At 57.8% G+C, this 26594-nt stretch carries 30 protein-coding genes, 3 pseudogenes and 1 other annotated feature; of the genes and pseudogenes, 14 read left to right on the top strand and 19 right to left on the bottom strand.

Going from position 1 to position 26594, the window contains the following annotated elements; translation table 11 throughout:
• Positions 1–7 precede the first annotated feature (7 nt).
• Positions 8–913, top strand: a complete 906-nt coding sequence (locus FGK64_RS17930) for an META domain-containing protein (RefSeq protein WP_138865224.1) — start codon at positions 8–10, stop codon at positions 911–913.
• A 435-nt stretch (positions 914–1348) separates the two neighbouring features.
• Here FGK64_RS17930 and fliP read toward each other — a convergent pair whose 3' ends face one another.
• The 4 genes from fliP to fliF are packed head-to-tail and all read right to left on the bottom strand — an operon-like array spanning position 1349 to position 4590.
• Positions 1349–2086, bottom strand: a complete 738-nt coding sequence (gene fliP, locus FGK64_RS17925) for a flagellar type III secretion system pore protein FliP (protein WP_138865223.1) — start codon at positions 2084–2086, stop codon at positions 1349–1351.
• Positions 2083–2367 carry a FliM/FliN family flagellar motor switch protein gene (locus tag FGK64_RS17920; RefSeq protein ID WP_138865222.1) on the bottom strand — a complete coding sequence of 95 codons (285 nt, stop codon included), beginning with the start codon at positions 2365–2367 and terminating at the stop codon, positions 2083–2085. Before FGK64_RS17920 ends, fliP begins: the two co-directional genes overlap by 4 nt.
• Entirely contained in the window at positions 2360–2965 is a 606-nt protein-coding gene (locus tag FGK64_RS17915; RefSeq protein ID WP_138865221.1) for a FliH/SctL family protein, read from the bottom strand. The genes FGK64_RS17920 and FGK64_RS17915 overlap by 8 nt, the downstream gene beginning before the upstream one ends.
• The gene (gene fliF, locus FGK64_RS17910) at positions 2965–4590 is read right to left on the bottom strand and encodes a flagellar basal-body MS-ring/collar protein FliF (protein WP_138865220.1); all 1626 of its coding nucleotides are present in this window, start codon (positions 4588–4590) and stop codon (positions 2965–2967) included. The genes FGK64_RS17915 and fliF overlap by 1 nt, the downstream gene beginning before the upstream one ends.
• A 119-nt stretch (positions 4591–4709) precedes the next feature.
• On the opposite strand from fliF, the gene FGK64_RS17905 reads away from it, so the two are divergent.
• From FGK64_RS17905 to FGK64_RS17860, 10 genes are all read left to right on the top strand, one after another.
• Positions 4710–5231 carry a flagellar basal body-associated FliL family protein gene (locus FGK64_RS17905; protein ID WP_138865482.1) on the top strand — a complete coding sequence of 174 codons (522 nt, stop codon included), beginning with the start codon at positions 4710–4712 and terminating at the stop codon, positions 5229–5231.
• A 12-nt stretch (positions 5232–5243) separates the two neighbouring features.
• A complete protein-coding gene (locus FGK64_RS17900; protein ID WP_138865219.1) occupies positions 5244–5651 on the top strand; it encodes a hypothetical protein in 408 nt (135 codons plus the stop codon).
• Positions 5651–6256 carry a MotE family protein gene (locus tag FGK64_RS17895; protein ID WP_138865218.1) on the top strand — a complete coding sequence of 202 codons (606 nt, stop codon included), beginning with the start codon at positions 5651–5653 and terminating at the stop codon, positions 6254–6256. Before FGK64_RS17900 ends, FGK64_RS17895 begins: the two co-directional genes overlap by 1 nt.
• Before the next feature lie 73 nt (positions 6257–6329).
• On the top strand, positions 6330–7199 hold the full coding sequence (gene motA / locus FGK64_RS17890) for a flagellar motor stator protein MotA (RefSeq protein ID WP_138865217.1): 870 nt from the start codon (positions 6330–6332) through the stop codon (positions 7197–7199).
• Positions 7196–9454, top strand: coding sequence for a hypothetical protein (locus FGK64_RS17885; protein WP_138865216.1), 2259 nt, complete (start codon positions 7196–7198; stop codon positions 9452–9454). Before motA ends, FGK64_RS17885 begins: the two co-directional genes overlap by 4 nt.
• A 241-nt stretch (positions 9455–9695) precedes the next feature.
• On the top strand, positions 9696–10304 hold the full coding sequence (locus tag FGK64_RS17880; protein ID WP_246057812.1) for a lysozyme family protein: 609 nt from the start codon (positions 9696–9698) through the stop codon (positions 10302–10304).
• A gap of 82 nt (positions 10305–10386) precedes the next feature.
• Entirely contained in the window at positions 10387–12411 is a 2025-nt protein-coding gene (gene flhA / locus FGK64_RS17875; protein ID WP_246057811.1) for a flagellar biosynthesis protein FlhA, read from the top strand.
• Positions 12408–13181, top strand: coding sequence for a flagellar biosynthetic protein FliR (locus FGK64_RS17870; protein ID WP_342773963.1), 774 nt, complete (start codon positions 12408–12410; stop codon positions 13179–13181). Before flhA ends, FGK64_RS17870 begins: the two co-directional genes overlap by 4 nt.
• Positions 13178–14269: an EscU/YscU/HrcU family type III secretion system export apparatus switch protein gene (locus tag FGK64_RS17865; RefSeq protein WP_138865215.1), complete on the top strand. Its 1092-nt coding sequence runs from the start codon at positions 13178–13180 to the stop codon at positions 14267–14269. The genes FGK64_RS17870 and FGK64_RS17865 overlap by 4 nt, the downstream gene beginning before the upstream one ends.
• A complete protein-coding gene (locus FGK64_RS17860) occupies positions 14266–14673 on the top strand; it encodes a hypothetical protein (protein ID WP_138865214.1) in 408 nt (135 codons plus the stop codon). Before FGK64_RS17865 ends, FGK64_RS17860 begins: the two co-directional genes overlap by 4 nt.
• A gap of 48 nt (positions 14674–14721) precedes the next feature.
• Here the strand turns inward: FGK64_RS17860 and FGK64_RS17855 are convergent, their stop codons facing one another.
• Genes FGK64_RS17855 through FGK64_RS17815 form a run of 9 tightly spaced genes read right to left on the bottom strand, consistent with a single transcriptional unit; the run spans position 14722 to position 19226 of the window.
• Positions 14722–15198, bottom strand: a complete 477-nt coding sequence (locus FGK64_RS17855; RefSeq protein WP_138865213.1) for a flagellar basal body-associated FliL family protein — start codon at positions 15196–15198, stop codon at positions 14722–14724.
• A gap of 9 nt (positions 15199–15207) precedes the next feature.
• On the bottom strand, positions 15208–15936 hold the full coding sequence (flgH, locus tag FGK64_RS17850; RefSeq protein ID WP_138865212.1) for a flagellar basal body L-ring protein FlgH: 729 nt from the start codon (positions 15934–15936) through the stop codon (positions 15208–15210).
• Complete coding sequence (flgA, locus tag FGK64_RS17845; RefSeq protein ID WP_138865211.1) at positions 15936–16349, bottom strand: flagellar basal body P-ring formation chaperone FlgA; 414 nt, start codon at positions 16347–16349, stop codon at positions 15936–15938. The genes flgH and flgA overlap by 1 nt, the downstream gene beginning before the upstream one ends.
• Positions 16349–17134, bottom strand: a complete 786-nt coding sequence (flgG, locus tag FGK64_RS17840) for a flagellar basal-body rod protein FlgG (RefSeq protein ID WP_138865210.1) — start codon at positions 17132–17134, stop codon at positions 16349–16351. Before flgG ends, flgA begins: the two co-directional genes overlap by 1 nt.
• Positions 17135–17146: 12 nt before the next feature.
• A complete protein-coding gene (locus tag FGK64_RS17835; protein ID WP_138865209.1) occupies positions 17147–17860 on the bottom strand; it encodes a flagellar hook-basal body complex protein in 714 nt (237 codons plus the stop codon).
• Positions 17860–18132 (bottom strand): flagellar biosynthetic protein FliQ, encoded by a 273-nt coding sequence (locus FGK64_RS17830; protein WP_138865208.1) that lies wholly within the window; start codon positions 18130–18132, stop codon positions 17860–17862. Before FGK64_RS17830 ends, FGK64_RS17835 begins: the two co-directional genes overlap by 1 nt.
• Before the next feature lies 1 nt (position 18133).
• Positions 18134–18424, bottom strand: a complete 291-nt coding sequence (gene fliE / locus FGK64_RS17825) for a flagellar hook-basal body complex protein FliE (protein WP_138865207.1) — start codon at positions 18422–18424, stop codon at positions 18134–18136.
• A gap of 11 nt (positions 18425–18435) precedes the next feature.
• Positions 18436–18828 carry a flagellar basal body rod protein FlgC gene (flgC, locus tag FGK64_RS17820; protein WP_138865206.1) on the bottom strand — a complete coding sequence of 131 codons (393 nt, stop codon included), beginning with the start codon at positions 18826–18828 and terminating at the stop codon, positions 18436–18438.
• Positions 18829–18842: 14 nt separating this feature from the next.
• Positions 18843–19226, bottom strand: a complete 384-nt coding sequence (locus FGK64_RS17815; RefSeq protein WP_138865205.1) for a FlgB family protein — start codon at positions 19224–19226, stop codon at positions 18843–18845.
• An 85-nt stretch (positions 19227–19311) separates the two neighbouring features.
• On the opposite strand from FGK64_RS17815, the gene FGK64_RS17810 reads away from it, so the two are divergent.
• Together FGK64_RS17810 and FGK64_RS17805 are read left to right on the top strand one after the other, a co-directional pair.
• Positions 19312–20658: a FliI/YscN family ATPase gene (locus FGK64_RS17810; protein WP_138865204.1), complete on the top strand. Its 1347-nt coding sequence runs from the start codon at positions 19312–19314 to the stop codon at positions 20656–20658.
• A 358-nt stretch (positions 20659–21016) separates the two neighbouring features.
• A pseudogene (locus tag FGK64_RS17805) lies at positions 21017–22268 on the top strand (DDE-type integrase/transposase/recombinase).
• 133 nt (positions 22269–22401) lie between these two features.
• On the opposite strand, the pseudogene FGK64_RS17800 reads toward FGK64_RS17805, so the two are convergent.
• A pseudogene (locus FGK64_RS17800) lies at positions 22402–23625 on the bottom strand (IS3 family transposase).
• Positions 23227–23344, bottom strand: a sequence feature (AL1L pseudoknot). Its footprint overlaps the pseudogene before it by 118 nt.
• Before the next feature lie 57 nt (positions 23626–23682).
• On the opposite strand from FGK64_RS17800, the pseudogene FGK64_RS22605 reads away from it, so the two are divergent.
• Positions 23683–23910: pseudogene (locus FGK64_RS22605) on the top strand (IS3 family transposase); the annotation flags it as partial.
• 27 nt (positions 23911–23937) lie between these two features.
• On the opposite strand, the gene flbT reads toward FGK64_RS22605, so the two are convergent.
• The 5 genes from flbT to FGK64_RS17775 all read right to left on the bottom strand — a co-directional run bounded on the left by flbT (position 23938) and on the right by FGK64_RS17775 (position 26443).
• Positions 23938–24342: a flagellar biosynthesis repressor FlbT gene (gene flbT, locus FGK64_RS17795; RefSeq protein ID WP_138865478.1), complete on the bottom strand. Its 405-nt coding sequence runs from the start codon at positions 24340–24342 to the stop codon at positions 23938–23940.
• A gap of 1 nt (position 24343) precedes the next feature.
• Positions 24344–24715 carry a flagellar biosynthesis regulator FlaF gene (gene flaF, locus FGK64_RS17790; protein WP_138865203.1) on the bottom strand — a complete coding sequence of 124 codons (372 nt, stop codon included), beginning with the start codon at positions 24713–24715 and terminating at the stop codon, positions 24344–24346.
• A gap of 67 nt (positions 24716–24782) precedes the next feature.
• The gene (locus FGK64_RS17785) at positions 24783–25607 is read right to left on the bottom strand and encodes a flagellin N-terminal helical domain-containing protein (protein WP_138865202.1); all 825 of its coding nucleotides are present in this window, start codon (positions 25605–25607) and stop codon (positions 24783–24785) included.
• Positions 25608–25812: 205 nt separating this feature from the next.
• Entirely contained in the window at positions 25813–26172 is a 360-nt protein-coding gene (locus FGK64_RS17780; protein ID WP_171054135.1) for a flagellar biosynthesis protein FlgN, read from the bottom strand.
• Positions 26153–26443 carry a rod-binding protein gene (locus FGK64_RS17775; protein WP_138865200.1) on the bottom strand — a complete coding sequence of 97 codons (291 nt, stop codon included), beginning with the start codon at positions 26441–26443 and terminating at the stop codon, positions 26153–26155. Before FGK64_RS17775 ends, FGK64_RS17780 begins: the two co-directional genes overlap by 20 nt.
• Positions 26444–26594 lie beyond the last annotated feature (151 nt).

Below are 26594 nucleotides of genomic sequence, written 5' to 3'. Positions count from 1 at the left end.
AGCTGTCATGCGGCTGTCCGCTCTCGTCCTCTTACTCATGACCACGAAGGTATCTGCCTCTGACTGGACCATTGCAGACCTCAACGGAACGGCAACGACCGGGGCGCCGACGATTTCTTTCGTCGACGGAAACATCTCTGGTTCCACCGGATGCAACAGGTTCAGCGGGCAGGGTGAGATGTCGTCCGGTGTTCTGCAGCTGTCAACTGCGGTGGCCATGACACGCCGCGCCTGCCTTGGTGCAGAGGCATCGTTGCAGGAGACCCGCCTGTCGACTCTGTTGCAGGGCGACGTTCAGATGCAGCCCGATCCTTTCGACGATAGCCTGACGCTTGTCGGCAACGGCGTGACCGCACGACTGGTTCCCGGATTGCCGGATGCGGAGATATCAACGGCGCCTTATGTGACCGTTACTGACGTGGATGCCACGTTGAACATCCGAAGCGCCGCGACAACCGGGTCCGGCGTCGTCGCGCGCGCGCCGCTTGGCATCATCCTGCGCAACGCAGGATGCGACGAGCACAGTGACAGAACGTGGTGCCGGATCACGTTCATCGACGCATCCGGGATCGAAGGTTGGGGAGCGGCGGAGTTCCTGTCTCCCGTCACGGCTGCCCGCCGCGCGGAGGCGGAACTGTTTGATCAGATCGGCCAACTGGATTGCGGTCCGGTGGGTGAGACGGCCCGGCCATGCGACTATGGTTTGGCAAGGGAAAATGACGGGACCGGGGCAATTCTGATCTACCTGCCCAACAACCGGCGTCTGCTTCTTGAGTTTCGGGGAACGGAGGTAGGGGTTAGCGGTAGTGACGGTGCAGATACAACCAAGACCGAGATGCGCGATAACGCGATCGTCGTCACCGCCGATGCCCATCGCGTGATGCTTCCGCTGGCGGTGCTTCAGGATGAATAGGCTCGCTGGCTATTTGGCTGGCCTGTCGTGGGTCGCGCTTGCTGCCGCGACACTGGCCGGAGCCGTTCTCAGAAATCCGAGCTTGCCCGAGATCAACTATTTCATGGTTGCTGTATTCGCCGCAATCGGCGCTTTCGTTATGTGTCGAACAGCGGCTTTCGACCGGCTTCTGCGCGCTTGTCCGGCGACAATCGAGACCCGTCATGCCCGACGGCTCGATCTGACCGCGTCATTGTCAATGTTGGCCTTGGGAGCGGCTTGTCTTTCAGGCGCCTCGCTCCGGGTCTGGTCGGAGGGCAGGGCAGTCTTTGGATAGCGGGTCACGTCCGTCCCTATTTCGGGGCTTCTGCCGCAGAATTGGACAGCACGCACGCCTGCAAGGCAAGCTCCAAGCGACATGGCCAAGCATTGGGTGCCGTCCATCCCGAGGTCATGTCAAAAATAGCTTCGGACCAATGCGTTTGCGATCAGGCTCCATCCGTTTCCAACGACGAAGAATGCGAGTTTGAAGGGAAGCGAAACGATCGCCGGTGGGACCATCATCATCCCCATCGACATGAGCACCGCGGCGACGACAAGATCGATGATCAGGAACGGTAGAAACACCAGAAACCCGATCTGAAATGCACGCGAGATTTCGGAAAGCATGAAGCTCGGGATAAGGAGCGATACCGGAGCCTCGGGGGTCACAATCTCGGGTGCCTCTGGCCGAAGGTCGCCAAGCGCTGCGAAAGTGTCCGGATCCACGCGCGCGGCCATGAATGCGCGAAACGGAGCAAAGGCGCGCTGTGCCGCAGTTTCCGCGTCGATTTCTTCGTTCATCAAGGGCGAAATGCCATCGCTCCACGCCGTCTGAAAGACAGGTTCCATCACGAAATAGGTCAGGAACAGCGCAAGGCTGACGATCAGCATGTTGGGCGGGGATTGCTGCAATCCGATCGCCTGACGCAGGATAGCCAAAACTGTCACAAGAAACGGGAAGCAGGTGATCATGATGATCAGACCCGGCGCCAGCCCCAGTACGGTGATCAGCAGAATTAGTTGGATGGATCGCGCGGTGATTGAACCGCCATCGCCCAGAGAAATCGAAATGTCTTGAGCCAGTGCGGCGGCGGGCCACAGCGCCGCACAGACGGCCAACGACGCCGCAAGAAGGCCGGCGGATCGCGTCATAGGCTGTTTTGCGTATTCGCGATTTCGGTCAGCCTCACGGCAAGCTGACCTTCGTTTTCGCCGTCAAGTTCCTCGAGCTGACCGCGCGCGACCAGCCTGTCGCCGATGTAGAGTTCGACAGGGTCTTCGACGCGCCTGTCGAGTGTCAGAACCGAATTCTCGCCCATGTCCAGCAATTCGCGGATCAGTGGCCGTGCCTTTCCGACCGAGACGGTGATTTCGATCGGAACTGCAAAAAACGATGTGTCATGCGATCCGGCGGTGTCGGAGGTGTCATCCATTGGCGGAATCCTTTTTCGACTGATAGAAGAATGCATCGAGCGCGGTGGTGAGGTCGGTCAGAAGCCGGCCGGTATCCAGCGCACGCTCGACGGATCCGATGCTAAGGTCTGCCTGGCCGGGCGCGAGAGTGGCATCTTCGCGGATCTCGAGCGGCATGTTGAGTGCCTCGCCAATCACGTCATCAAGCCCGGCAGAGCATCCGGGCGGGACGGTGATTATCACCGGGCCCGAGACAGTATCCTTGACCATGGTCCGCAGAAGCTCGACCAGGTGCGCTCTGAAACTTTCTTCAAGAGCTGCAGGAAGAATGATGTCAGCCAAGGTGCGGAAAACGGGTTCGACCGACACGGTCATCTGGGCGATTGCCTCGTGATAGGTGAAAGACAGATCCTCGAGATTGCGTGCGAGCTCCGCTGTGAGGTGCGTCTTCATCTCGGTCTGCGCCTTGACGGCATCTTCCCAACCTGCGGAATAGCCACGTTCGAATTCGGCAAGACGCATTTCTTCATATTGATCGTCCTGCTCCCCGGTTGCAGGAGCAGGGCTGTCTTCCGCGTCGGGCGCGGTGAAGTCTTCGAAGATATGGGATATGCTCATCAGGTTCGTTCCTCGGAATCCTCAAGCCAGCTGCGCAGAATCTCCACCGTTTCGTCCTGACGTTCGCCGATCATCGTGCGCAACCGCTCGACCGGGTCGGAAGAGGGCTCTCCAAAATTGCCCAGACCCATCGCCATGGACCCGCCATCCATGCCTCCTCCGGCCATGTTGAGCTGCGGCAAAGGCGCGAAATCGTCATCTCCGTCGATTTCGCCAGTCAGCGCGGGCGAGCTTTCGGCGTCGTCCGATCCATCGGGCGCAGGAAGGGCAGCCGTGCCAGCCACCGCCGCGTTTCCGAACAGGGGCCGAAGGACGAACAGGCCCAGAATGGCGGCGACAACTGCCAGAATTGCCATTTGCACAAGCGATGTCAGATCGATTCCAAGGGTTTGCCACAGTGCCCCTGTCGCTTCGGTTCCCAAGGGGGCCGTCGCCTGAAGATCCATTGATTTCAATGTGATCTGATCGCCTCGCTCTTCCTGATAACCGACTGCCGAGGCGACGAGATCACGCAGCGCGTCCATTTCCGCCTGGGGCCGTTCCTGAAAACTGGTGACGCCGGCGTCATCGGTGACGGTGAGCCCGTTGACCAGAACGGCAACCGTAACGCGTTTGATGGCACCGGGCGCCCGCAGAATTTCGTGTTCGGTCTCCGAGACCTCGTAATTGATTCGCTCGCGTGTTTCCGCAGCTTGCGCGCTGGACCCTTCGCCGGCGGCAGCATTGCCGTCGGGCAAATTTGACGCGACGGTGACATCGCCGCTGCCCTGGTTCTTTGACGAATCGGTTCGTTCTTCGGTTTCGGTGCTGATCGCCACGCGGCCTTCAGGATCGAAACGGCGCTCGCGGACGGTTTCGGTTTCCGTAACCGTATCCACGCTGACTTCGACAATCGCATTTCCGGGACCAACGCGCGCTTCGACTAGCCTTTGAACTCTTTCGCGCAGGTTCTTGGCGCGGTCTTCTCCGGTTGCCGGAGCCGCGGCGCTGTCGACCGCACCGACGAGAGCTCCATTGGCATCGATGATCGCGACATCTTCTACCTGCATCCCGCTGACCGCCGAGGCGACAAGATAGCGGAGCGCATTGGCTTGTGCCGTGGTGATGGGCACACCGGTCGGCACGATCGACACCGAGGCCGTCGGAGAGACATTGCGCTGGAACGGGTTTGACCCGTTGTTCGCGATATGAACTCGGGCCTGCGCAACATACGGGCTGGCCACGATCGTGCGGGCAAGCTCGCCCTCTTTTGCACGCCAGTAGGCGGCATCGAACATCTGCGAGGTGGTTCCGAAGCCGTTGAGCGAATCAAGCAGTTCGTATCCACGACCACCCGAATTTGGAATGCCGTCACCGGCCAGAGCCAGCCGAAGTTCGTCGCGCTGAGCCGATTCGACATAGATCGAGCCGCCGCGCACTTCGAACGCCGCGCCACGGCCTTCCAGAGCGCGCACAACATCAGCCGCCGCGCTGCTTTCCAGCCCCGCGTACAAGAGCGTCATGCCCGGCTGAGACGCCATCCGGGCCATTGTGACAACCGTCATCACGACCGCGACCACAGCAAGAATTGCCACGACTCGCTTTCGTGCATCCAAGGCCATCCAGACGTTTATCAACTGCTGCACTTCTGCCTCCGTCCCGCCGACATTCTGCGCGGCGTGGCCCATATTTCGTCGATTGCCCTTAACAATCGGTTAGTCCCTGAGAGGTTATGACGGTTCCAGCTGAAACGGCGGAACTGGACATGGCCGAAGAACCGGAAGTACCTGAAGAAGAGGTGAAAAAGCCCTCGAAACTGCCCCTGATTCTGGGCGTGGTCCTTGCGCTGGTTGGCGCCGGGGGAGGCTTTTTTGCGGTTTCGTCGGGGCTTCTTCCCTTCGGCGGTGGAAGTTCTGAAACAGCTATGGCCGAGGGTCATGCGATGCCGGAAAAACCCGACCCGGGTCCGCCGCCTGAAGATGTGTCCAATGTCGAGTTCATTCCGATGGAGCCGATGTTGATTTCGCTGATGAATGGTGGGGCGGTCCGCCATCTGCGGTTTACCGGGCAGATCGAGGTCGAGTCGGAGCACCGGGCCGATGTTGAAAAACTGATGCCGCGTATTCTCGATGTCCTGAACGGATTCATGCGCGCAATCGAAGTCGGAGATCTTTCGGACTCACTCACGCTGAACAAGCTGCGGGCCCAGATGTTGCATCGGGTTCAAATCGTCTCGGGGCGTGGCAGGGTGCGTGACCTTCTGATTACCGAATTCGTGCTGAACTAGGAGAGCGATTAGATGGAATTGATTGCGGATATCCTGCTGATTGCGGGGGCGATCGGCGCCTCTGTCTACTGTTTCGTGCTGGCGCGGCGCCTCAATCGCTTCAACAATCTCGAAAACGGGGTTGGTGGCGCTGTAGCTGTTTTATCGGCTCAGGTCGACGATCTGACCCGAACCTTGGCTGCCGCGCAAAGCGCGTCGGAATCATCGCATGCGGTGCTTGCTGATCTGACGACCCGGGCAGAAACTGTATCGGGCAGGCTCGAACTCATGATGGCTTCGATGCATGACATTTCTGACGCGCCGGAAAATAAGTTCGAATCGCCACGCGCGACATCGTCGGCGGTTCAACCCACAGTGTCTGACCCGGATAAGGATGTGATGTTCGTGCGCCGTGACCGACCAAAGCAGAGGTCGGCGTGATGAAACAGAAGCCCGTGAGATCTCTACGGAAACGGTTGAAGGCCGGTGCCCTGTTCTGGGTCACGTCGATGCTGCTGACTTCGGCGGTTCTGCGTCTTGGACTCGAGATCGGGCCTGCAATCGCACTTGAAAACGAAACATCGTCGGCTGCGGTTGCGGAACCTGCCGGGTCTGCTGACACGCGTGTGGTCACCCCCGACGATTTGAAGCAGCTTATGTCGGAGCTTGAGGTTCGCGAGGCCGCTGTCGAATCGCGCGAACGCCAGATCGAAGAGCGATTGAAGGCACTCCAGACGGCCGATGCTGCCATTGAGGAAAAGCTGACTGCTATGGCAGAGGCAGAAGCCGCGCTGACCGAGACGTTGGCAATTGCAAAGAGCGCTAGTGAAAATGATCTCGCCGCGCTGACGTCCGTCTACGAAAAGATGAAGCCGAAAGAAGCGGCACCGCTTTTCGAAGCTATGGACCCCGTGTTTGCCGCAGGCTTCCTTGCGCGTATGCGCCCGGAGGTGGCTGCCGGGATCATGGCAAAGCTTAGCCCGGATGCTGCATATTCAATAAGCGTTATCCTGGCCGGTCGGAACGCGAACGTACCCCGCGAATAAATCAGCCTTCAGGGTGAAGGTTTCTTAACGCCGGGCAGCGAGACTTGAGCGGCACATCAACCGGAGAATCTGAATGATCGGTATCCTTGGCATTGTCGTGATTTTTATCATGGTGTTCGGGGGCTACATCCTCGCGGGCGGAAAGCTTGGCATCATCCTGAAGTCTTTGCCGTTCGAGATGATGATGATCGGTGGCGCCGCAGCCGGGGCATTCATGATCTCGAATGACATGGCCGGCGTGAAGCACACGTTGAAAGATATTGGCAAGGTGTTCAAGGGCCCGAAGTGGAAGCCCGAGGACTATCGCGATCTGCTGTGTTTGCTGTTCGCCTTGATCCGTCTTGCCCGACAAAATCCTGTCGCCATCGAGCAACATATCGAAGGGCCTGAAAATTCCGACATCTTCTCGCGCTATCCCAAGATTCTGGCTGACAAAGAGGCTGTCAGCCTGATCTGCGATACGATCCGCTCGGCGTCGATGAACTACGACGATCCACATCAGGTCGAAGAGGTTTTGGAAAAGCGGATGGAAGCCAACATGCATCATGCGATGCATTCCAGTCACGCTTTGCAAACCGTGGCTGACGGTCTTCCCGCGCTTGGCATTGTGGCGGCCGTACTCGGCGTGATCAAAACGATGGGCTCTATCGATCAGCCGCCCGAAGTTCTGGGCAAAATGATCGGCGGGGCTCTGGTGGGCACGTTTCTGGGGGTGTTCCTCGCCTATGGTCTGGTTGGGCCTTTCGCGGCCAAGGTCAAAACCGTGGTAGAGGAAGACGGGCATTTCTATCAGCTGATCCGCGAAGTCCTTGTCGCAAATCTGCACAACCACGTCGCTGCTATCTGCATCGAGGTGGGGCGTCAGAATACACCGTCTCATATGCGACCGGGATATTCAGAGCTGGAAGAGGCATTGAAGGCGGCGAAACAGGACGCAGCATGATGTATCGTCTCGCGATATGTCTGACGCTCATTTTTTGCAGTCCGTTATCGGCTCAGTCGATGCCGGTAAGGTCTGGTGAACATGACGGCTTCACTCGATTCACGGTTGGCATCTCCAAGGGAGCATCTTGGTCGATCGAGGCGGATGATGCTCAGGCGCGGCTTCGTGTTGAAGGCATTGATGGCCGGTTTGACTTGTCTGATGCCTTCACCAGGATTCGCCGCACACGGGTCGCAAATGCGTCTCAGGCAACGGCTGGCGCACCTTTGATATTTGATTTGAACTGCCGTTGTCAGGTGTCGTCTTTTCTGAGTGGTGATAGCTTGATCGTGATTGATTTCCGCGATTCTGCGCAAGCGGATGCCGCTTGGCTAAATCTCCCTATCCGGGCGACAGGCGGCTTCGCTTTCCAGCTTCCGGCGTCTCGGGTCCCGGTATCGTCTGATGATGTAGAGCCCAATCGGAATGAGGAAGCAGCGGCTATTTCCCTCCCACTCGACCTGATGCGTCAACCGCTGCCGTCACGTGAAAATGAAAATAGGTATAATCGTATTCAAAATGCCGCTGTAAGTGCCATGGAGCAACGGTTAATCGAACAGATCACGCGTGCGGAAAGCCAAGGTCTGATCGAATCGCAGTCGCGGGCAATGGTCTCAGAAGCCGAGCGACAGAGCGAACCCACAATTCGCAAGGTTGAACTAAAGAACGCGGACATTCCGACTGTTCGGAACCTTGCGGTCACTACGTCTGTTGATCGCGATCTGGCCAGCCTCGCGGCCGATATCGCAACGCCGTCTGAAACCACCTTCTGCATCCCAACCAGTCAGGTCAACATGCAAGACTGGGCTACCGATGCGCCATTTTCTGCCCAAATCGGGCATTGGCGTGCAGCCATTGTGGGTGAGTTTGATCGCGTCGATCTTGATAGTGTCGAGTCTCTTGTCAGGACGTATCTGTATTTCGGGTTCGGAGTCGAGGCGCAGCAGGCACTGAACCTTGCCGAACCACCATTGAAAAACCAAGCGCTGTATGACGTCATCGCACAAATCCTGGATGGTCGACAAGGAACGTCGAGAAATCCGTTCAGTGGTCAGCAATCCTGCGATACAGATGCCGCTTTGTGGGCTGTGTTGAGTGAGCCGGCGCGGATGGAGAACATTAACGACGATGCAATCCAAAGAGCGACAAGCCGTCTACCGCCTTATGTGAGAGAACTTGTTGGGCCTCGCCTGGCACTCGGCTTCGCGCGTGCAGGTCGCAAGGACTCGGCCGAAGGAGTGTTGCGAAGCGTTGACCGCATTGCCGAGGCTTCAGCGCCCGAACTTGCATTGGCTCACGCGTCCACTGCCGAACTTCGCGGTGAGCCGGATCTTGCGAAAGAAAAGCGGTATGAAATCGCGATGGGCGACAATGAGCAATCACCCACGGCTCTGATCGAAGCGATCAACATGGCAAACCGGTCCAAGGAGGCTGTCCCGCCCGATCTGGTGTCACTGGCACAGGCATATGTCACAGAGTTTCGAAATTCCGAAATTAGTGAGCCGCTGGAGCGCGCTTTGATCCTCGCGACGGCATTGAACGGCGATTTTGGAACGGCCTTTGAAGGCCTTGATGAATACGCAAGTCATGCCGACCGCGACGCGAGGGACCTGCGGATTGGGCTGTTGGAGCTAATGTCGGAGCGGGCAGCTGATATAGAGTTCTTGCGCCAGGCACTGAAAGAAACCGCTGGCGTGGAAGATGATCTGCCCGAAACTCTCTCGAATGATATGGCGGAGCGTTTTCTTGAGCTGGGCTTCGCGCGTCCAGCCCAAAGGTTGCTGTCAGGGGCAAGCGCAAACCCACCATCGCGCGAGCGCCGCATCCTGCGCGCCAAAGCCGCATTGGCTGCGAATCTGCCGCGCGAAGCTCTGGTTGCTGTCTTGGGGTTGTCAGGACCAGATGTCACGGAACTGCGCGCCGAGGCCGCACTGCAGACGCGCAATCATTCGCAAGCAGCGTCATTGTTTGCCGAATCCGGCCGATCTGATCAGGCCGTGCGAAGCTCGTGGTTGGCGGATACGACATCGGATGAGATTAAGCCTCCGTCAGAGGAGCGCTACAGGCAGATTTTCGAGCAGATCGGCGCATTGTCCGATGCGTCTGGAACAGCATCAGAACAAACCCCGCTCAGGCGGGCCGAGACGCTTGTAGAACAAAGCAATTCGACGCGGGATGGCGTTCGGGCTTTGTTGGATGCGGTGTCTGTTGACTAAACCTCTCACAGGCTCCGCAAAGCGAATTCAATGGTGGGCCTAACGAAAAATAAATTTGTCTTGGCTACTTTGAGCGCAACTGAAGAATTTAGGGAAGGGCGAAGAATTGCCTGGGTTCAGACCATCGAAGAGTTGGCCGTTTCTGTTTGCGGTATCGGCTCTGTTCGCGCTTACTCTCGAAAGTACAGGGGCACGTGCCGCGGTTGATCGCACAACCTCCTCTCTTTGTGATCAGGCAGCCATGAAGGCTTCGCGCCGGCACGATGTCCCTCTTGATGTGATGGCAGCGATCACGCGAACTGAAACCGGCCGTGGTTCGGCGGGTGAGCTTTTGCCCTGGCCTTGGACCGTCAATATGGAAGGTGCCGGGCGATGGTTTGAGACCCGCACCTCGGCCGAGGCTTTTGCACGCGCAAACCACGCCCAAGGGGTTCGCAGTTTTGATGTCGGATGCTTCCAGATTAACTATAAGTGGCACGCGGCCGCTTTCGATTCGCTGGAAGATATGTTCGACCCGGCGGTGAATGCCGACTATGCCGCGCGCTTTCTGGCGGAACTTTTTGCCGAATTCGGCGACTGGAAAAGCGCGGCGGGCGCGTTTCATTCACGCTCTCCTGAATTTGCCAACATCTATGAAGCCCGGTTTCAGCAAATACGCCAGTCGTTGAATGCGGCAGAAGTATCGGGTCGCCAAAGGTCTACCGGGTTCGGCCCGTCCGCGGCGCTCGATTTGGTCGGCGGGCTTGTCGCGGGGCCGTTCCTCGGCTCTGGCAATGCACGGCTCGGCTCGCTTGTTCCGCTCGAAGGTCGCGGCGCCACAAGCCCAAGCCGGTTTTCACTCTTTCATTGAGAACTAGACACAGGTGTTCGTCTTGCCGAGGTTGAGTACCGCAAACCTTTTTAGCCCGACCGTGCTTCTGGCGCTGGCGCTGATGGCTGTGATCATCATGATGATTCTGCCCATGCCGGCCTGGATCCTTGACGTCGGTCTTGCCGCCTCTTTCGGGCTTGCGATCTTGATCTTCACGGTCACGCTTTTCATTTCGCGACCGCTGGATTTCTCGGCCTTCCCGACGATCCTTCTGGCCTCTTTGATGCTTCGGCTGTCGCTGAATATTTCGTCGACAAAGCTGATCATCGGGCAAGGTCACACGGGGCCAAATGCGGCCGGGGATGTGATTGAAGGGTTCGCCGAATTTATCATGGGCGGCAGTGTGTTTCTTGGGCTGGTTGTGTTCGGCGTGCTGTTGATCGTCAACTTCATGGTCATTACCAAGGGTGCTGCACGCATGGCCGAGGTCGGCGCTCGCTTTGCCTTGGATGCCATGCCGGGCAAGCAGTTGGCCATTGATGCCGATATGTCGGCCGGAGCGATTGACCATCAGCAAGCCAAGGCCCGGCGCGAGCTTGAACAGCAAGAGACAACCTTTTTCGGCTCGCTCGACGGGGCCTCGAAATTCGTCAAGGGCGATGCCATTGCCGGGCTGCTGATTACGCTTCTGAATCTCGTTATGGGCTTGGCGATGGGCGTGTTCGTGCATGGCATGCCAATCGGTTCCGCCTTCGAAACATATGCAATCCTCACCGTGGGGGATGGCTTGGTCACCCAGATTCCGGCGGTGGTGATCTCGATTGCATCGGCTCTATTGCTGGCGCGCGGCGGCACACAAGGCTCGACAGACATGGCGCTGTTCGACCAACTCGGCCGGCATCCGGCGGCCCTGGGCACCGTCGCTATCTTGATGTCACTCTTCGCGTTGGTGCCCGGGCTACCGTTTCTGCCCTTCATCCTTGGTAGTGCAGTTCTTGGGATGGCAGCCTACATGATGTATCAGCGTGATCGAAGACTTGCCGAACGGCCTAATCCAGAGGTCGAAGCCACGGCGAAGAATGACAAGGCCTTGGGCGATCTGCTCGACCTTGATGATGTTCATGTTGAATTTGCGCCCGATCTGGTAGCGATGGTGCTTGATCCGGGCACTGGGTTGGATGGGCGCATTGCGAACATGCGCACCCACGTTGCGATGGTCTATGGCCTGATCCTGCCCGATATTCGCCTGACAGATAAAGCCGATCTGCAAAATGGCGAATATCTGATCCGGGTGCAGGGTGTCGAACAGGTTCGCGGCATATTGCATCCCGACCTGGTACTTGCACTATTGCCCAACGCCCATGATGATCTTCCCGGTGGAAGGGACGTGACAGAGCCAGTGTATGGGGCGCCAGCGCGGTGGATTTCGCCGCGCGACCAAGAGGCTGCCGCCGTCAGCGGGGCAACCATCGTTACGCCGCCGGAAATCCTCGCAACTCATCTGCTCGAGGTCATCAAGCTGAATTTTGCACGCCTTCTGACGCTGAAATCCTTGCGTCGCCTGCTGGCTGAAATGACCCGCCTGTCGGATCCCGGACGATCCGAGGCAAATCGCCGCCTCTTTGATGAATTGATACCTGACAAGGTGCCGATCGATATGTTGCATGGGGTGCTGAGGCTTCTGCTGGAAGAACGGGTTTCGATCAGAAACCTGCCACTGATCATGGAAACGATTGCCGAGGTGCGGCCGCAGACCGCCAGCCTCGAGCTTATCTGCGAACACGTGCGCCAACGGCTTGGATTCCAGCTGGTGGCAGAATTGAAACGCCAGGACGGGACCATTCCGCTGGTTCAACTGGCCCCGGAATGGGAAGATACGTTTTCCGCCTACCAGGTCGAAACCAAGGCGGGAGGTGTGGATATCGCACTTCCCCCGGACGCGTTCAACAAGCTTGCCGATGGCGTGGCAAATCGATTGAACGAGTCTGCCGATCACGGGATCTACCCGGCGCTGGTGACCTCTACGCGACGACGAAGATTTTTACGGTCGATCGTGCGTGCGCGCGGCATGTCTAACCCGGTTCTTTCGTTCGAGGAGATCGGACTCGAAGCGCGCCCGGCACTTGTTGGCGTGGTGGCCGCATGATGCAGGCGCTATCGCTGTTGCTGTCGGACTCTACAGAGGCGTTCTGGTCGCTTGTCGCGGTGTTCCTTCGTATCGGCGGAATCTCTGCTCTTCTTCCGGCATTCGGCGAGCGGACGGTGCCGATGCGGGTCAAGCTTGGACTGGCGATCATGTTCACGCTTGTCGTCGCGCCGGCGGTGCTCACGCTGGATGCTACCCCTGTCACATGGATGTCGGGCTATGGGTTCATGGCCGAGCTCTTGATCGGACTGGCGCTTGGGCTTGCGATCCGGTTGTTTGTTCTTTGCTTGCAGACGGCAGGGTCCATTGCGGCGCAATCCACCTCTCTGGCGCAGATCCTTGGCGGTGCCGCTGTCGAACCCATCCCGGCTCTGGGCTACATTCTGGTTGTCGGCGGGCTGGCACTCGCAACGCTTTCCGGACTGCACGTCAAAGCGGCAGAGATCATGATCTTGTCCTACGCGATTTTTCCGCCAGGCCAATTTCCCGATGCCTCGGTGATGTCTGAGTGGGGTGTCGGTCGGGTCATGTCGGCCTTTACTCTGGCCTTCACCTTGGCAGCGCCATTTGTGATCACTTCCGTGGTCTACAACCTCGCTTTGGGCGTCATCAACCGGGCGATGCCTCAGCTCATGGTCGCCTTTGTCGGTGCGCCCGTGATTACATTCGGAGCCATATTCCTACTGTTTTTGTCAGCCCCACTGGTTCTGACCGTCTGGAACGCCGAGTTCACGTCGTTCCTTGGCAACCCTTTGGTGCCCTTCGAATGAGCGACAATCAGGACGAATCCGACAAGAGTTTTGAGCCAACACCGGAAAAGCTCCGCAAGGCGCGCGAAAAAGGCGAGGTCGCACGGTCGACGGACCTCTCCGTGGCAGCGGCCTATGCGGGCCTTCTTCTGGCGGCGCTTGGTGCGGGGTCTTATTCGATAAAGACGACAGGCTCTGCCTTGGTGGCAATGATTGATCGATCCGAAAGCATGGCAGAGCTTGTATTTGGCGGGGCGCCTTCCGCCGCGCTGGCGGGTCCAATCCGAACGGTTTCAGTTGCCCTACTGCCTTGGTTCGCAATTCCTGCTGCACTGGTACTTGTGTCGATTGTGGCTCAGCGTGCGCTGGTCTTTGCTCCATCAAAGTTGCAACCCAAGATGTCTCGGATCTCGATCATCGCAAACGCGAAGAACAAATTCGGCCGCAACGGGTGGTTCGAGTTTGGCAAAAGTTTCGCGAAGCTCTTGCTCTACTCGATATGCCTCGGGTTTTTTCTTCAGTCCAAATTGCCCGATATCATAGGTTCAGTCGCGGGCCACGGGCGTGGCGTGGCTGCAATGATTGGCCGGACCTGCGTAGAATTCCTAATTCTGGCGCTATTGATTGCCACGGCAATCGGCGCTGTGGATGCGATCTGGCAGCATTTCGAATACCTTCGCAAACATCGCATGTCCCGCAAGGAAATGATGGACGAATCCAAGGACGCCGAAGGTGATCCGCATATGAAACAGCAACGGCGTGCCCGCGGTCAAGAAATCGCCAATTCGAAGATGATTGCCGAGGTTCCGACGGCGGACGTTATCATCGTGAACCCGACCCACTTTGCTGTCGCCCTTCGGTGGAGCCGCGCCAAGGGGTCAGCGCCGGTATGCGTTGCCAAGGGTGTCGACGAGATCGCAGGTACAATTCGCCGTATCGGACAGGAAGCCGGAGTTCCGATTCATAGCGATCCACCTACGGCCCGCGCCATCCATGCAAGTGTCGAGGTTGGCGACGAGATTTCCGAAGAACTGTACGCACCCGTGGCTGCGGCGATCCGATTTGCCGAAGACATGCGTATTCGGGCGAAGGGACGTGTCAGTTCATGAAACCAAACCTTGACCCTTTACGCGATATTGCTGAGGTACGTTTTCAGCGTGAGATTGCTCAGATCGGGCCGATCCTTGCAGAAGAGTCGCGCCTGCGCGAGGCGCTTGCGCGGCTTGAGGGACAGAAGACATCTGCGCGCGAGGCATTCCAGAAAGGGCACGAATCTCAGTATCTCGGTGCCGATCTGATGTGGGAATCATGGGTACTGCGCGCACAGAAGGATCTGAATATCGAACTGGCCCGGGTGCTGGCACGCAAGGCCCGCCATATGGATGCTGTGCGCCAGGCTTTCGGTCGCAAGCACGCTTTGGACGAGATTTCGGCGCGCGACAAAGCCGAGCTGAAGGACAAGAGAACCAAGGCCTATCTGCGAGCGTTGCGCGAGGCGGGAATGCCGTCGTGATCCGAAGATGCTGGCGCGCGCGTTTAACCTTTCCGTCCCGCGCGGCTCTTAGTTGTCCTGCCGGCCGATGTCGGTGATCAGCACGTCGCGGATATCAGGCCCCATTTCTTTTTGCGCCGTTTCGCGTAGTGCGTTGCGCAAGATGTCCAGATTGTCGGGCTGGGTGAATGCGCCGCGAAATCCTCCCATGCTTGCGTGATCGAACATGACTCTCAGGAACAGATCGCGCAATTTCGGCTCCCGCGCCGAGACCCGATCGTTTGCGCCCGGCGCGATTTCCAGGCTGAGGGTCACCACGATGATCGAAACGACCTTATCGTTCTTCATCAGCGGAACAACGAATTGCTTGCCGAACTTCGTGAATTCGGAGTCCGAGGTCTCAACCTCTTCGACGTCTTCTTTCGGCGCCTCCTCTTCCGCGTGCGGCTCATCCGAGGTTGCGGGCGGAGACAACATGATGCCGGCGCCGATGCCCGCGCCAGTACCAAGGATCAACAGCAGTATCGGAAGCAGTTTTTTCAGCATGTCCCGCCCTCAGAATGGCAAGATGGCGTCAAGGATTTGCTGGCCGTACCGCGGCTGCTGTACGTCCGAAATCTGACCGCGCCCGCCGTAAGACACGCGAGCCGACGCGATTTTGTCGTAGGTGATTTCATTCTGTCGCGAAATATCTTCGGGTCGTACGAAACCCGACACCAAAAGCTCGCGAATTTCGAAGTTGACGCGCAGTTCTTGCGACCCGTTGATCGACAGAACACCGTTCGGCAGCACGTCGACAATAGTTGCGGCCACGCGCAGCGTCAGTTTCTCGTTGCGCTTGACAGAGCCTTGACCGCTGGTCTGCGTGCCAGAGTTGATAGACACTGCATCGGCCATGCTGGCGCCTTCGGGCAGGCGTTCGTCGGCTCGTTGCGGCAGGCCGAACAGCTGAGGTATACCCAACCCTTCCGAGGCATTTCTTGATCTGGACGTCCCGTTCGAAATTTCGGCCTTTTCGTCGATTTCGATGACCACGGTCAGAATATCGCCTTTCTGGATCGCGCGTCTGTCCCCGAGCAGGCTCTCGCGACCGCCGCTCCACAACGATGCGCGATCGACTCTTCGCTGCGGCGTGATCGTGCGCGGCAAACCAGGCCAGACCATGGCGCCATGCTCGACCGTATCTTCGTTCGACGAGAAGGACGGTGGTTTGCCGATATGATCCGCGCGCGCGCAGGCGGACAGGGCCAGAACAGTGAGTAAAAGAAAACGTTGCGAAGACATTATCTGACCTCGATTGATCCGTCCGGGCGAACAAGGCCCGAAACTGTTGTGCGCGACGACAGGTTCATCACGCGAAGCATGTCGCCTTCGGCCCCGCGTTCCAGCGCGCGGCCTTCGGTCACGATATGAAGCCCTGACCGCTGAAAGATCAGCGTCACGATCTCGTTGCGCCCGACGATCGCAGGCGGACCAAAGTCGCCGGGGCGAATTGGACGGCCTGGATAGAGCGCGATGCGGGCCTCTTGGCCGATCACATCGTCGATCTGGACCAGGCTTTCGGATTGGGCTGACTGCCAGCCGATATCTTCGGCTGTGATGATTTCCTTGGCTCGGATCGTGCGCAGTGGCATCAGCGCATCGGCCACTGCAGCCGTAGGGCCGATACCGGCAATAAATATGAGCAGGCGAAACATCAGCGCACCTGTGTCGTCGCTGCAAGCATTTGATCGGCGGCCGAAATCACCTTGGCATTCATTTCATAGCCGCGCTGCGCCTCGATCAACTCGGTGATTTCACGGACCGGATCGACTGAACTGGCTTCGAGATAACCTTGCCGCACGGTGCCCAGCCCGTCGATGCCCGGAGTCGAAACCTGCGGTGCGCCAGATGCCTCCGTTTCAACGAAAAGGTTGCTGCCCAAGGCTTCGAGCCCTTTCGGGTTCGTGAAGCCGGCCAATGTGAACTGGCCCAGAAGCTGCCCGGCGGCGGCTTCATCGAAATAGGCGTAAACTTCGCCATCGGCGTTGATTGAGATACTGCGCGCATCGTCAGGGATCACGATTTCCGGGGCCACGGGGAAACCGTCAGAGGTCACGATGACCCCTTCGGCTGACCGCTTCAGCGCGCCGTCACGCGTGAATGCCGCCTGCCCAGAGGGCAAAGTGACCTCGAGAAAACCGTTTCCGTCGATCGCGATGTCAAGGTCGCCCCGGGTCGCTTCCAGCGAGCCCTGTTCCAGATGAATCGACACCGCCGCAGGACGCACGCCAAGCCCCAGCTGAACACCGGTCGGCAGTACAGTGCCGTCAGATGCGTTGATTGTTCCTGCGCGTTGAACTTGTTGATAGTGCAGGTCGGAAAATTCGGCGCGGCGGGCATTGTAGCCTGTTGTGGACATATTGGCGAGGTTGTTCGAAATCGTTTCAACCCGCATCTGCTGGGCGCTCATGCCGGTTGCGGCAATCTTGAGGGCACGCATTGTGAATACTCCTTAGCTGCGGATCAGCGTTTTGACGGCGTTCCGGATCCGTTGGTCTTCGGCTTCCAGAAAGCTCTGTCCCATTTCGTAGGCGCGCTGCACCTCGATCATGCGGGCCACCTGCAGGATCGGATCGACATTCGAACTCTCGAGAAAGCCCTGAATCATGCGTGCGCCTTCAGCGGGTTCGACCCCCCCGGGGCTGTCGAACATCACCCCGCCCTGACGGATCAGGGCCATCGGGTCGCTCGGCATGTAAATTCCGATCTGGCCCTGAGGCTGACCGTCGGCGCTCAGCGTCCCGTCCGAGGCAACGGCGATCTTGGCGCCAGGCGGGGCAAACACCGGAGCGCCACCTGAATCCAAAAGCCGATAGCCCTGCGGCGTGACCAGTTCGCCATTGGCATCGGGCGAAAAGCTGCCGGCGCGGGTCAGCCGTTCACCATTGGGCGTTTCGACCAGAAAGAACCCGTCTCCTTCGATGGCAAAATCGAAACTGCCATTGGTCTGGGTCAGGGTGCCCTGTTCGAAAGAGGTCTCGCGCACCTGTGCCCGGGACATCGACAGCGACGCCTGCCCGGGCGCAGTACGTACGAACTCCGAAAACATCACGCCCTGCTGGCGATAGCCGGTGGTCGCGGCGTTCGCGATGTTGTTCGCGACCATTCGCATTTCATTCATCAGCCCGCTTTGACGCGAGAGAGATATGTAGGTACTGGCTTCCATCAGGCGCCTCCGGCGATCAGGGGAACAATGTGCCCGTCGAAAAATGCGACAAGAGTCTGGGTCATGAACGCCATGGTCACCCAGAATACGGCGATGATGGCCGCGAGTTTGGGAACGAATGTCAGCGTCATTTCCTGAATCGAGGTCAGCGCCTGAAACAGCCCGATGACGAGGCCGACAACGAGCGCGACCGACAAGATCGGCAGAGAGACGAGGATGGCCACCCATAGACCCTGCCGCAGCGTGTCAAAGAAGACTCCGTCGCTGATCATGTTACACCGGCATTCTCAGGATTTCCTGATAGGCCTCGACCACCTTGTTGCGAACGCTCACGGCGGTTTCGACGGCAAGCTCGGTCTGCGCCAGTGCCTGCACCAGGCTGTGTGGATCGGCATCGCCGGTCATCGCCGACATGGCCTGGGTTTCACCCTGCTTCAGAGTGGCCGCAAAATCGCGTGCGACGCCCGCGAAGGCCGCTCCAATATCATTTCCTGCTGGCTGCGCCTTGGTCGCTTCGCGTGCGGCAGCATAGTCCGCTACAGCGGACAGGTTCTGGATTTCCATTCTGGTCTCCTTCAGTTTCTGAGCAGGTCCATCAGACGGGAAGACATGTCGCGCGTCTGTTCGAACATCTTGAGGTTTGCCTCGTAGCTGCGCTGCGCTTCACGCGCGTCAGCGATTTCGATCATGAGATCGACGTTTGAGCCGTCATAGTGGCCGGTGTCATCGGCCAGTGGATTGGAAGGGTCATAAATGCGGTCAAGGTCAGACCGGTCCAGACGCACGCGTCCGACGCTCACAAGATCGGGGCCAGACATCTGGCTGTGGCGCATTTCGAATGGAACCGTCTTGCGCCTGTAGCCGGGCGTGTCGACATTCGAAATGTTCTCGGACACATGCCGCAACCGGGTCGCCTGAGCTTTCATTCCGGCGGTTGACGCCGAAAGCGCGTTACTGAATTCACTCATGTCTTTGGTTTTCCTCAGCTGCGGCTGACGCTTGCGCGCAGCACGTTCATCGCCGAGCGATAGATGGCGAGGGCGCGGTCGTGCTGGCGCTTGACGTCCACCGACTTCATCATCTCGATTTCAAGGGAGACGGTGTTCCGGTTCGGATCGGACGGAGCTTCACTGTCGCGAGATTCACGCGCCCGAATATCTGGAGTGTCGCCGCGTATGTGCCCCTCGCGTGTGGCAACCATGCCTTCACCCGATTGGCGCAGTATCCTGGTGAAATCGGCAATATCCCTGGCCTTGTAGCCCGGGGTGTCTGCATTCGCGATATTCTGGGCAATAACGGATTGCCGCTCACCCGCGTGGGCGGCCATCGCGCTGGAAGTTTGAAAAACCGCAAGGTTGGAAAACATCGGGATTCTCCCTCGATCAATTTCAACCAAGGCTTAACGGCGATTCCTTTAGAAACTGTTTTCAGAACCTGATGGGGAATCGGCGATGACCACACAGATGACTGCGTTTCACTCTGCCCTCCGAAACCTGCGCCTTACGCGATCGGTGGGCCGTGTGGCTGAAATTTCAGGTGGTATATTGGGCATCACCGGCTTGGCCGAGGTGGCTGGAATAGGCGACCGGGTGGAAATCAGTCGCAGGAACGGTGCCGTTCTTGGGGGGGAAGTGCTTCAAATTGATGGCAGTTTCATCCGTGTCCTGCCCGAGGTTGCACCGGATGGAATCGCCTTGCGTGACCGGGCGATTCTTCGTCCGGCGTCGGGGTTCGCCCCGGCCGATCATTGGGTGGGTCGGCTGATCGACCCGTTTGGCAATCCGCTCGACGGCAAGCCGCTGATGCCCGGACCGGTCGAGACAGATGTGATACAGGCGCCTCCGCCTGCAGCAAAGCGCCGCCCGCTTGGCACGCGATTGAATACGGGATTGGCGGTGACAAACACCCTGTTGCCCATGGTGGAAGGGCAGCGGGTCGGATTGTTTGCCGGGTCCGGTGTTGGCAAATCCCGGTTGATGGCGCAATTCGCGCAAGCAATGGAAGCGGATGTTGTCGTGGTCGCATTGGTCGGTGAACGCGGGCGTGAAGTGAACGATTTCGTGACCCGTGTGCTTGGCGAGAGCGGAATGCGACGTTCCGTGGTGGTCGCAGCCACCTCTGACCAGTCGGCGCTCACGCGCCGGCGATGCGCCTGGTCGGCGATGGCCGTAGCCGAGTATTTTCGGGATTCTGGCAAGAATGTCCTGTTCCTGGTCGATTCAGTCACGCGCTTTGCCGAAGCGCATCGCGAAATTGCGGTGGCAGCCGGCGAAGCTCCGGCATTGCGCGGCTTTCCACCCTCGGTATCTCCTATGATAGCCGGACTCTGCGAAAGGTCTGGTCCTGGTCCCGAAGGGACCGGTTTCATCACCGCGATCTATAGCGTGTTGGTTGCTGGCTCTGATATGGATGAACCGATTGCGGACTTGCTGCGCGGCGTGCTTGATGGCCATATCGTTCTGGATCGTGACATCGCCGAGCGGGGGCGCTTTCCCTCGATCAACGTCAGCCGTTCGGTTTCGCGCAGCCTGCCGGATGCCGCAACGGCCTCGCAAAACGCGTTGATCGCTGACACGCGCAAGTATCTCGGCGCATATGAGCACTCAGAGGTGATGATCCGCGCCGGGCTTTATGCGGAAGGCGTGGATCAAATTCTTGACCAGGCGGTAAAAATTTGGCCTGACCTCGACAGTTTCTTCGCCCGGGAAGAAGCCGGCTCCATAGAGGACAGCTTTGACCGGTTGGAGCTGATTTTGCGCCGTGCGTCTGCAGGTGTTCAACAACGAGGATCACGTTAGGCAAACCTTTTATATGATTGGCTGAAGGTCGTAACCGGCATCGCGATCAACATAGGTATGGCCGTCGCGTGCTGTGCCAAGGCACGCGCGGGCAGCAAACGTCCTAAAGCCGAGTGACGTGTCAAGGCCCGAATATCCAAGGTGCAGCTAGGTTCCTAGGCATATGCTTTCGTCAGACTCGGCCGTCTGATTTCGAAGTCAACTGGCGCCAGAATGCCGTTGTTCGAGTGCTCGTGTTTCGATTTTTGGAAGCTATCAACCTACTCGAACAGATCTCGCCGCGCGCTGTCGTGGGCCGGATTGGACATGTCGCGGGATTTTACCGCTCCTTTGACCACTTATGGTGCCGCAAGGGAGAATGCAGAAGGCATCACGACCGACCGAGGACTCCCGCGCCGAAGCAGTACGTGTAGCGTTGACGAGCAACTTGCCGCGTAAGCAGGTAGCGTCCGACTTTGGGGTCGGTTTCTCGACGCTGAACCGCTGGATCAAGCAGGATCGGCGCAGCTTTGAGAAACTGGCGAATCTGACCGGTCCCGAACGGGAGATCGCGCAGTTGCGGAAAGAGAACCGCCTGCTCCGGGAGGAGAGGGAAGCGCTAAAATAGGGTGAGGCCATTGACCGCAATGGGTCCGAGGACAATGGACGAACGCGTTCTTCGCGGAGAGAAACAAACAAGGTTTGCCTTCGTTCTCTGCCCGGCAGGGCATCACGCACTGATGGTTCGAGAGGGTAAGACCACCGGCATGACATCCGGATACCGACTGTGTCAGATCATGGTGGTCAGTCCGCGCGGCTATCGAGGCTGGCGCAACCGCCGCGTCGGCGTCAGCCAGCGCAAGGACTTGATCGTGCTGGCGCATATCCGGGAACAGTCAACCATTTTGCAAGCCAGCTACGGCCGACCGCATATGACCGAGGAACTGAAAGAGCCGAGCTTGATTGTCGGGCATCGTCGTGTCGGCCGGCCGATGGGTGAGAACGGCATTTTCATGAAGAGAAACAAGACGTTCAAACCGACCATGAACAGCAACCACAGCTTCAACTTAGCGCCTAACCTGCTGGATCGCGACTTCTCTGCCGATCGTCCGAACCAGAAATGGGCGGGCGACATCAGCTATGTCTAGACGCGGGAGGCTCGGCTATACTTCGCGCTCGCCATTGTCCTCGGAACAATGGCGGACAATGTCTCGCTCCTCGACCCGAATTCCAAGCGTGTCATCGCCCTCTCATGGTTTGCATACGCAAACCACTGCCGGGTGACAGATGGGCGCTCAGCAACCGGATGAAACGTGACCTGGCCACTGGGGCGCGGAAAATGACCATCGCCTTGCGGCAACTGCCCAAGGGCTACGTTCACCTCACTGACCGAGGCCGCCGAAACTGCTCCCACGATTACCAGAAGCTGATGCGCGAGCATGGCCTAAAAGTATCGAGGAGCATGACCGGGAACTGTTACGACAATGCGGTCGTCGAGACCTTCTTCAGAATGATCAAGGCCGAGCAGCTGTGGCAGCGATCCTGGCCGACGAGACGCGCGCCAAAGAGGGCGATCTTCCAATACATCAGGCTTCTACAATCCGCGCCGACGGCACTCAGCACTCGGCTGAAAAAGACCCTTGGCCTTCGAGGCTCAGGCCGCGTAAATAAGAACCTGGAGCGGCATAATCCCGCGACAGGTCCCATGCACAACCGAAAGACGGTTGAACCGCGCCGGGTTTGCCGGAGGCTGATTGATCTTAGTTACGCGGACATGTCTGATGTTTCCATAGCCGCGTAGAAGTTTGTCTCGGCCTCTGCGGGCGGGATGTCCCCGATGGGCTCAAGCAGGCGGCGGCTGTTGATCCAGTCGACCCACTCGAGGGTGACGTATTCCACAGCGTCGAAGCTGCGCCATGCTCCGCGCCGGTGGATGACCTCGGCCTTGAACAGCCCGTTGATCGTCTCGGCCAGAGCATTGTCGCAACTGTCGCCCACGCTGCCGACGGACGGCTCGATCCCGGCTTCGGCCAGGCGCTCGGTGTAGCGAATGGACAGATATTGCGATCCGCGATCCGAATGATGAACTAGGCCTAATTCAGGTTTCCGCTGATGCACGGCCTGCTCCAAAGCATCCAGAAAAAAACCCGGCATGAGCCGTCCGACTGACCCGCCAGCCCACGATACGGCGCGCGAAGGTATCGATGACAAAGGCAACGTGAACTAAGCCCTGCCAGGTGGCGACATAGATGAAATCGCTAACCCACAGTATGTTCGGCGCCAGTGCCTTGAACTGACGGTTCACCTTATCAAGCGGGCTTGGCTGAGACTTGTCCGGAATGGTCGTCCTGTGTTTCTTGCCCCGAATGATGCCTTCGATCCAATGTCCTTCATCAGCCGCGCCACCGTGCAGCGGGCGACATAAAAGCCTTCGGGGCGCATCTGGTGTCAGACCTTGCGCACCCCATAGACCTTGTAGCTCTGCTGCCAGACGCGTTCGATCCCTGGCTTCAACGTCACATCCCGCTTCGCCCGATCCGACACCAGGTTGGCGTTCGCCCGCTTGGCCATGTGATCGTAGAAGGTAGACGGGGCGATCGGCAGATGCCTACAGACCGGCTCGATCCCGATGGCGTCATGGTGTTCTTCGATGAAGGCGATCATGTCCTGGACCGGCGGTCGAGCTCCGCCTGGGCAAAAATATGCCGATGCCTTTCGCAAGATCTCGTTGGCCTGCTTCAGTTCCCGGTTCTCGCGTTCCAGCGCCTTCAGCTTCTCGGCCATCTCGGTCGTGATGCCGGCGCGATCACCGCTATCAACCTCGGCCTTTTTGACCTACTCATTAAGCGTTTGCGGCACACAACCGATCTTCAAGGAAATCGACAGGATCGCAGACCAGCGGCTCTCATGCTGCCCTGCGTTGTCCAGAACCATACGAACGGCTCGTTCGCGCATTTCGGGGGAATACTTGTTAGTCGTCTTGCTCATGATGCTCCATCCTAATCAAGAGTTGGAGCCTCCGGCAAACCCGGCGCGGTTCAGTAACACTCGCTAAGCCGCTGCGGAAAATACAATGACAACACGGTTGTGAAGTGCTTATTCAAGCGGCTGAAGTGCGAGCGGATCAGGCACTGGACCTACCGAGCGCGCAAAGAAGCCAGGAAGGATGTGTTCGACTAGATAGAGATGTTCTAAAACCCGAGGCTCAAGCAAACCCAGACCGGAATGCTGTCGCCGGTCGACTTCGAGCGGCAGCAGAAACTGAGAGACGAAGCGCCTAAGGGACGCGGGGCTATTCAATTAACTTGGTCGCGCGGCAAGCAACCTGTCTTCACGCGGTAGCAACGCGCGTAGTGATTTCAGGCAGCGATAGTGCTGGTTATCGACCAAAGCTTGGGTCGCTTCGGCAAGAGATTTGCGGCTATCGATATCTGTGAAAACTTGGCTCAGCTCTTCGATCCTGCGCAAAAGCGTCAGCCTGCTTTCCTGCGGATCGCTATCGCCTGTCAAAACCAACTGTGCGGCATAACAAACACGCCTGACCGGTGTAGTGGCCTCTTCCGGATGGATTGCGTCACGCAGGCGCAGGATATTCGCATCCGGTGTCATGATTGAAAGGCGTGTCCTTCTGTCACCGTTCTCGATGACCGCGCCGTTCACTAGCACGCGTTCCTTGGGCGCCAACTTTAGTACCAATCCGCCCATTTCAGTCTGCTCCACCCCGAAGACCACGCAGAATAGCGGTATTGACCTCAATAAGCGGTTCGACATCCGCTTTTCGTGCAAGAACCTTCACAGTGTGGGCGCGCGTGAACTCCGCGAGGTAAAAAATCCGCGCACGCAAATCGTCTGGAAGAGGATTTTTGGGGTCGGACACATCGATAAGGAAGATGTTCCACAGCTTCCGGTTGTCATTCAGTGCTTCGGCCAAAGCTGGAAAGCCTTCAATACCTTTGGATGCGGCGAAACGAAGCTTTTGCGTTATCCGGGCGACCGCTTCGAATTCAGCACGTCTAGGTGTTCTAGTCGGAGCCGAAACAGCTGAATAGGCACGCTGTGCCTGTGTCATTGCATTCACGTCAAAACCTCACGAGCCAAAATCGAAAAATGTTGGTCGAGGCGGTGGACGCCTCGACCAATTGGTTTTAACGGAACAGAGACAGGATCGTCTGCGGCGCCTGGTTGGCAATTGACAGGGCCTGCACGCCCAACTGCTGCTGAGTTTGAAGAGCCTGAAGGCGCGCCGACGCGGCTTCCATGTCGGCGTCGACCAGCGAACCGATCCCTGATTTCATCGCGTCCATGACTTTTGTCACGAAACCTGACTGATCAGTGATCCGCTTCGACGAGGCACCAAGAGCGGCTGCACCATCGACTGCTGTCTGGATGTGGGCTTCGATGTTCACGATCGATGCTTCGGCCTGAGTCGAGTCGGAGACATCGATATCCGTCAGGTCGAGGTTCGAAGTGAAGTCAACGGCTGCCACCGTGATGTTGGATGCCGTCACAGTACCGGTATTATCACGATCAATCGACGACAGAACGGTCAGGTTAACACCGTCGTCATTCAAAAGATTCATCCCGTTGAACTGGGATGCGTTGATGATCGACGTAACTTGGTTGGTGAGTTCGGTCACGTCCGCCGTCAGTTTAGCGTAATCGACGTTTTCACCGGTTGCGGCAACCACCTTACCCTTGATTTCGTTCAGGATGTTGGTGATCTGTTCGGCGCCTGCCAAAGCCACAGCCACGGTCGATTCGCCCAGAGCCAGCGAATCCGAAACAGCCTGGAAGCCAGACACATCCGATTCCATGACTTTCGAAATTGCCCAGATCGCCGAATTGTCCTTGGCGCCGGCAATTTCCTTGCCCGTGGAAATTTCGCTTTGCGTTTTTTCCAGGTTTTGGTTGATACCCTTCAGGGTCTGCAGCGCGACCATAGCGCTGTTATTTGTCAGAATACTCGACATTTTTTTTCCTTCAGTCATATGGGCGCGTTTCACCCGGTCGTGTTCGCTGCAATGCGAACAATTGCGTCCTTCTGACTTTTGCGGAATTCCTATTTCGAATACCGCGCCACCGCTACGAGGTGCGAGGCCAACATCGGCCGAAAAAACTAACAGGTGCTTAATGTCCAATAGCGTTGATGCGGAGGCTTTTAATAAAATCCTGCAGTCATGCCCGCTTTTCCACGTTTCCGAGCGATGTAGTGTTATAGCGGGTTCGAATGCCAGTTTGATCATAGGTTTCAAGGCCTCCCCGCGCCATCTGAATTGCCTTCATGCGTATGGAAACATCCTGAATACCTGCAATGGCACCTGATATCAGGCTCTGGTTTCGAACAATTTTTGATTGAATTTTCTCAACTCTTTCGCGATCGGTCAGCTTGCAGCTTTCAAGGGTCGCGATAGCCCTCTCCTTCTCATCCAGCAAGCCGGGCAAGGCAGCAAGATCGCCGGCGAGCAATGTCGTCCGTTCGCGATCAAGAAGGTCGTTCAACTGTTTTAGCAACAGTTCAAACGTTGGTTCCGTCATCATGTCTCTCCACCAAATAGTCGAACAAGGCTTCAGCAAGCCCAATTCCACCGCCTTCAACCATTCGGCGGGCTTGTTCCGTGCGCAAAAGAGACGCAAACTGTTCTTCTCCTGCTCCGCCGCCAAAGGCGGACTGCGGCGCTCCGAATCCTGCCGATTTTAACATTTCATCCAGAAATGTTATTTCCAATTCTGTAGCAGCCTGCCGCAAGGGTTCATGCTGGCTTTGCCCTGAAAGGTTTCGTGCTTCGGAGTTTACGCTGCCGATCATAGTATCTCTCGAATTCGCATCATTTCCCTAGATTGCGCAGCAAGCGGTTAAAAAGATCGTAACCTCGGTGGATCAAGTTGGCGCTCGAAAAAAAGAATTTTGGTGAGACATGCACACTCAGATACTGTCCGGTGGGACAACGCCGGCCGGG

Source organism: Arenibacterium halophilum (assembly GCF_005938225.1).
GTDB classification, from domain to species: Bacteria; Pseudomonadota; Alphaproteobacteria; order Rhodobacterales; family Rhodobacteraceae; genus Arenibacterium; species Arenibacterium halophilum.
This window is presented reverse-complemented; position numbering and strand designations above follow the sequence as displayed.

Excerpts from the sequence above, each read along its gene's own strand:
- FGK64_RS17930 (WP_138865224.1), top strand. The coding sequence starts at position 8 with ATGCGGCTGTCCGCTCTCGTCCTCTTACTCATGACCACGAAGGTATCT.
- fliP (WP_138865223.1), bottom strand. The coding sequence starts at position 2,086 with ATGACGCGATCCGCCGGCCTTCTTGCGGCGTCGTTGGCCGTCTGTGCG.
- FGK64_RS17920 (WP_138865222.1), bottom strand. The coding sequence starts at position 2,367 with ATGGATGACACCTCCGACACCGCCGGATCGCATGACACATCGTTTTTT.
- FGK64_RS17915 (WP_138865221.1), bottom strand. The coding sequence starts at position 2,965 with ATGAGCATATCCCATATCTTCGAAGACTTCACCGCGCCCGACGCGGAA.
- FGK64_RS17905 (WP_138865482.1), top strand. The coding sequence starts at position 4,710 with ATGGCCGAAGAACCGGAAGTACCTGAAGAAGAGGTGAAAAAGCCCTCG.
- FGK64_RS17900 (WP_138865219.1), top strand. The coding sequence starts at position 5,244 with ATGGAATTGATTGCGGATATCCTGCTGATTGCGGGGGCGATCGGCGCC.
- FGK64_RS17895 (WP_138865218.1), top strand. The coding sequence starts at position 5,651 with ATGAAACAGAAGCCCGTGAGATCTCTACGGAAACGGTTGAAGGCCGGT.
- motA (WP_138865217.1), top strand. The coding sequence starts at position 6,330 with ATGATCGGTATCCTTGGCATTGTCGTGATTTTTATCATGGTGTTCGGG.
- FGK64_RS17885 (WP_138865216.1), top strand. The coding sequence starts at position 7,196 with ATGATGTATCGTCTCGCGATATGTCTGACGCTCATTTTTTGCAGTCCG.
- FGK64_RS17880 (WP_246057812.1), top strand. The coding sequence starts at position 9,696 with ATGAAGGCTTCGCGCCGGCACGATGTCCCTCTTGATGTGATGGCAGCG.
- flhA (WP_246057811.1), top strand. The coding sequence starts at position 10,387 with ATGGCTGTGATCATCATGATGATTCTGCCCATGCCGGCCTGGATCCTT.
- FGK64_RS17870 (WP_342773963.1), top strand. The coding sequence starts at position 12,408 with ATGATGCAGGCGCTATCGCTGTTGCTGTCGGACTCTACAGAGGCGTTC.
- FGK64_RS17865 (WP_138865215.1), top strand. The coding sequence starts at position 13,178 with ATGAGCGACAATCAGGACGAATCCGACAAGAGTTTTGAGCCAACACCG.
- FGK64_RS17860 (WP_138865214.1), top strand. The coding sequence starts at position 14,266 with ATGAAACCAAACCTTGACCCTTTACGCGATATTGCTGAGGTACGTTTT.
- FGK64_RS17855 (WP_138865213.1), bottom strand. The coding sequence starts at position 15,198 with ATGCTGAAAAAACTGCTTCCGATACTGCTGTTGATCCTTGGTACTGGC.
- flgH (WP_138865212.1), bottom strand. The coding sequence starts at position 15,936 with ATGTCTTCGCAACGTTTTCTTTTACTCACTGTTCTGGCCCTGTCCGCC.
- flgA (WP_138865211.1), bottom strand. The coding sequence starts at position 16,349 with ATGTTTCGCCTGCTCATATTTATTGCCGGTATCGGCCCTACGGCTGCA.
- flgG (WP_138865210.1), bottom strand. The coding sequence starts at position 17,134 with ATGCGTGCCCTCAAGATTGCCGCAACCGGCATGAGCGCCCAGCAGATG.
- FGK64_RS17835 (WP_138865209.1), bottom strand. The coding sequence starts at position 17,860 with ATGGAAGCCAGTACCTACATATCTCTCTCGCGTCAAAGCGGGCTGATG.
- FGK64_RS17830 (WP_138865208.1), bottom strand. The coding sequence starts at position 18,132 with ATGATCAGCGACGGAGTCTTCTTTGACACGCTGCGGCAGGGTCTATGG.
- fliE (WP_138865207.1), bottom strand. The coding sequence starts at position 18,424 with ATGGAAATCCAGAACCTGTCCGCTGTAGCGGACTATGCTGCCGCACGC.
- flgC (WP_138865206.1), bottom strand. The coding sequence starts at position 18,828 with ATGAGTGAATTCAGTAACGCGCTTTCGGCGTCAACCGCCGGAATGAAA.
- FGK64_RS17815 (WP_138865205.1), bottom strand. The coding sequence starts at position 19,226 with ATGTTTTCCAACCTTGCGGTTTTTCAAACTTCCAGCGCGATGGCCGCC.
- FGK64_RS17810 (WP_138865204.1), top strand. The coding sequence starts at position 19,312 with ATGACCACACAGATGACTGCGTTTCACTCTGCCCTCCGAAACCTGCGC.
- flbT (WP_138865478.1), bottom strand. The coding sequence starts at position 24,342 with ATGGGCGGATTGGTACTAAAGTTGGCGCCCAAGGAACGCGTGCTAGTG.
- FGK64_RS17785 (WP_138865202.1), bottom strand. The coding sequence starts at position 25,607 with ATGTCGAGTATTCTGACAAATAACAGCGCTATGGTCGCGCTGCAGACC.
- FGK64_RS17780 (WP_171054135.1), bottom strand. The coding sequence starts at position 26,172 with ATGACGGAACCAACGTTTGAACTGTTGCTAAAACAGTTGAACGACCTT.
- FGK64_RS17775 (WP_138865200.1), bottom strand. The coding sequence starts at position 26,443 with ATGATCGGCAGCGTAAACTCCGAAGCACGAAACCTTTCAGGGCAAAGC.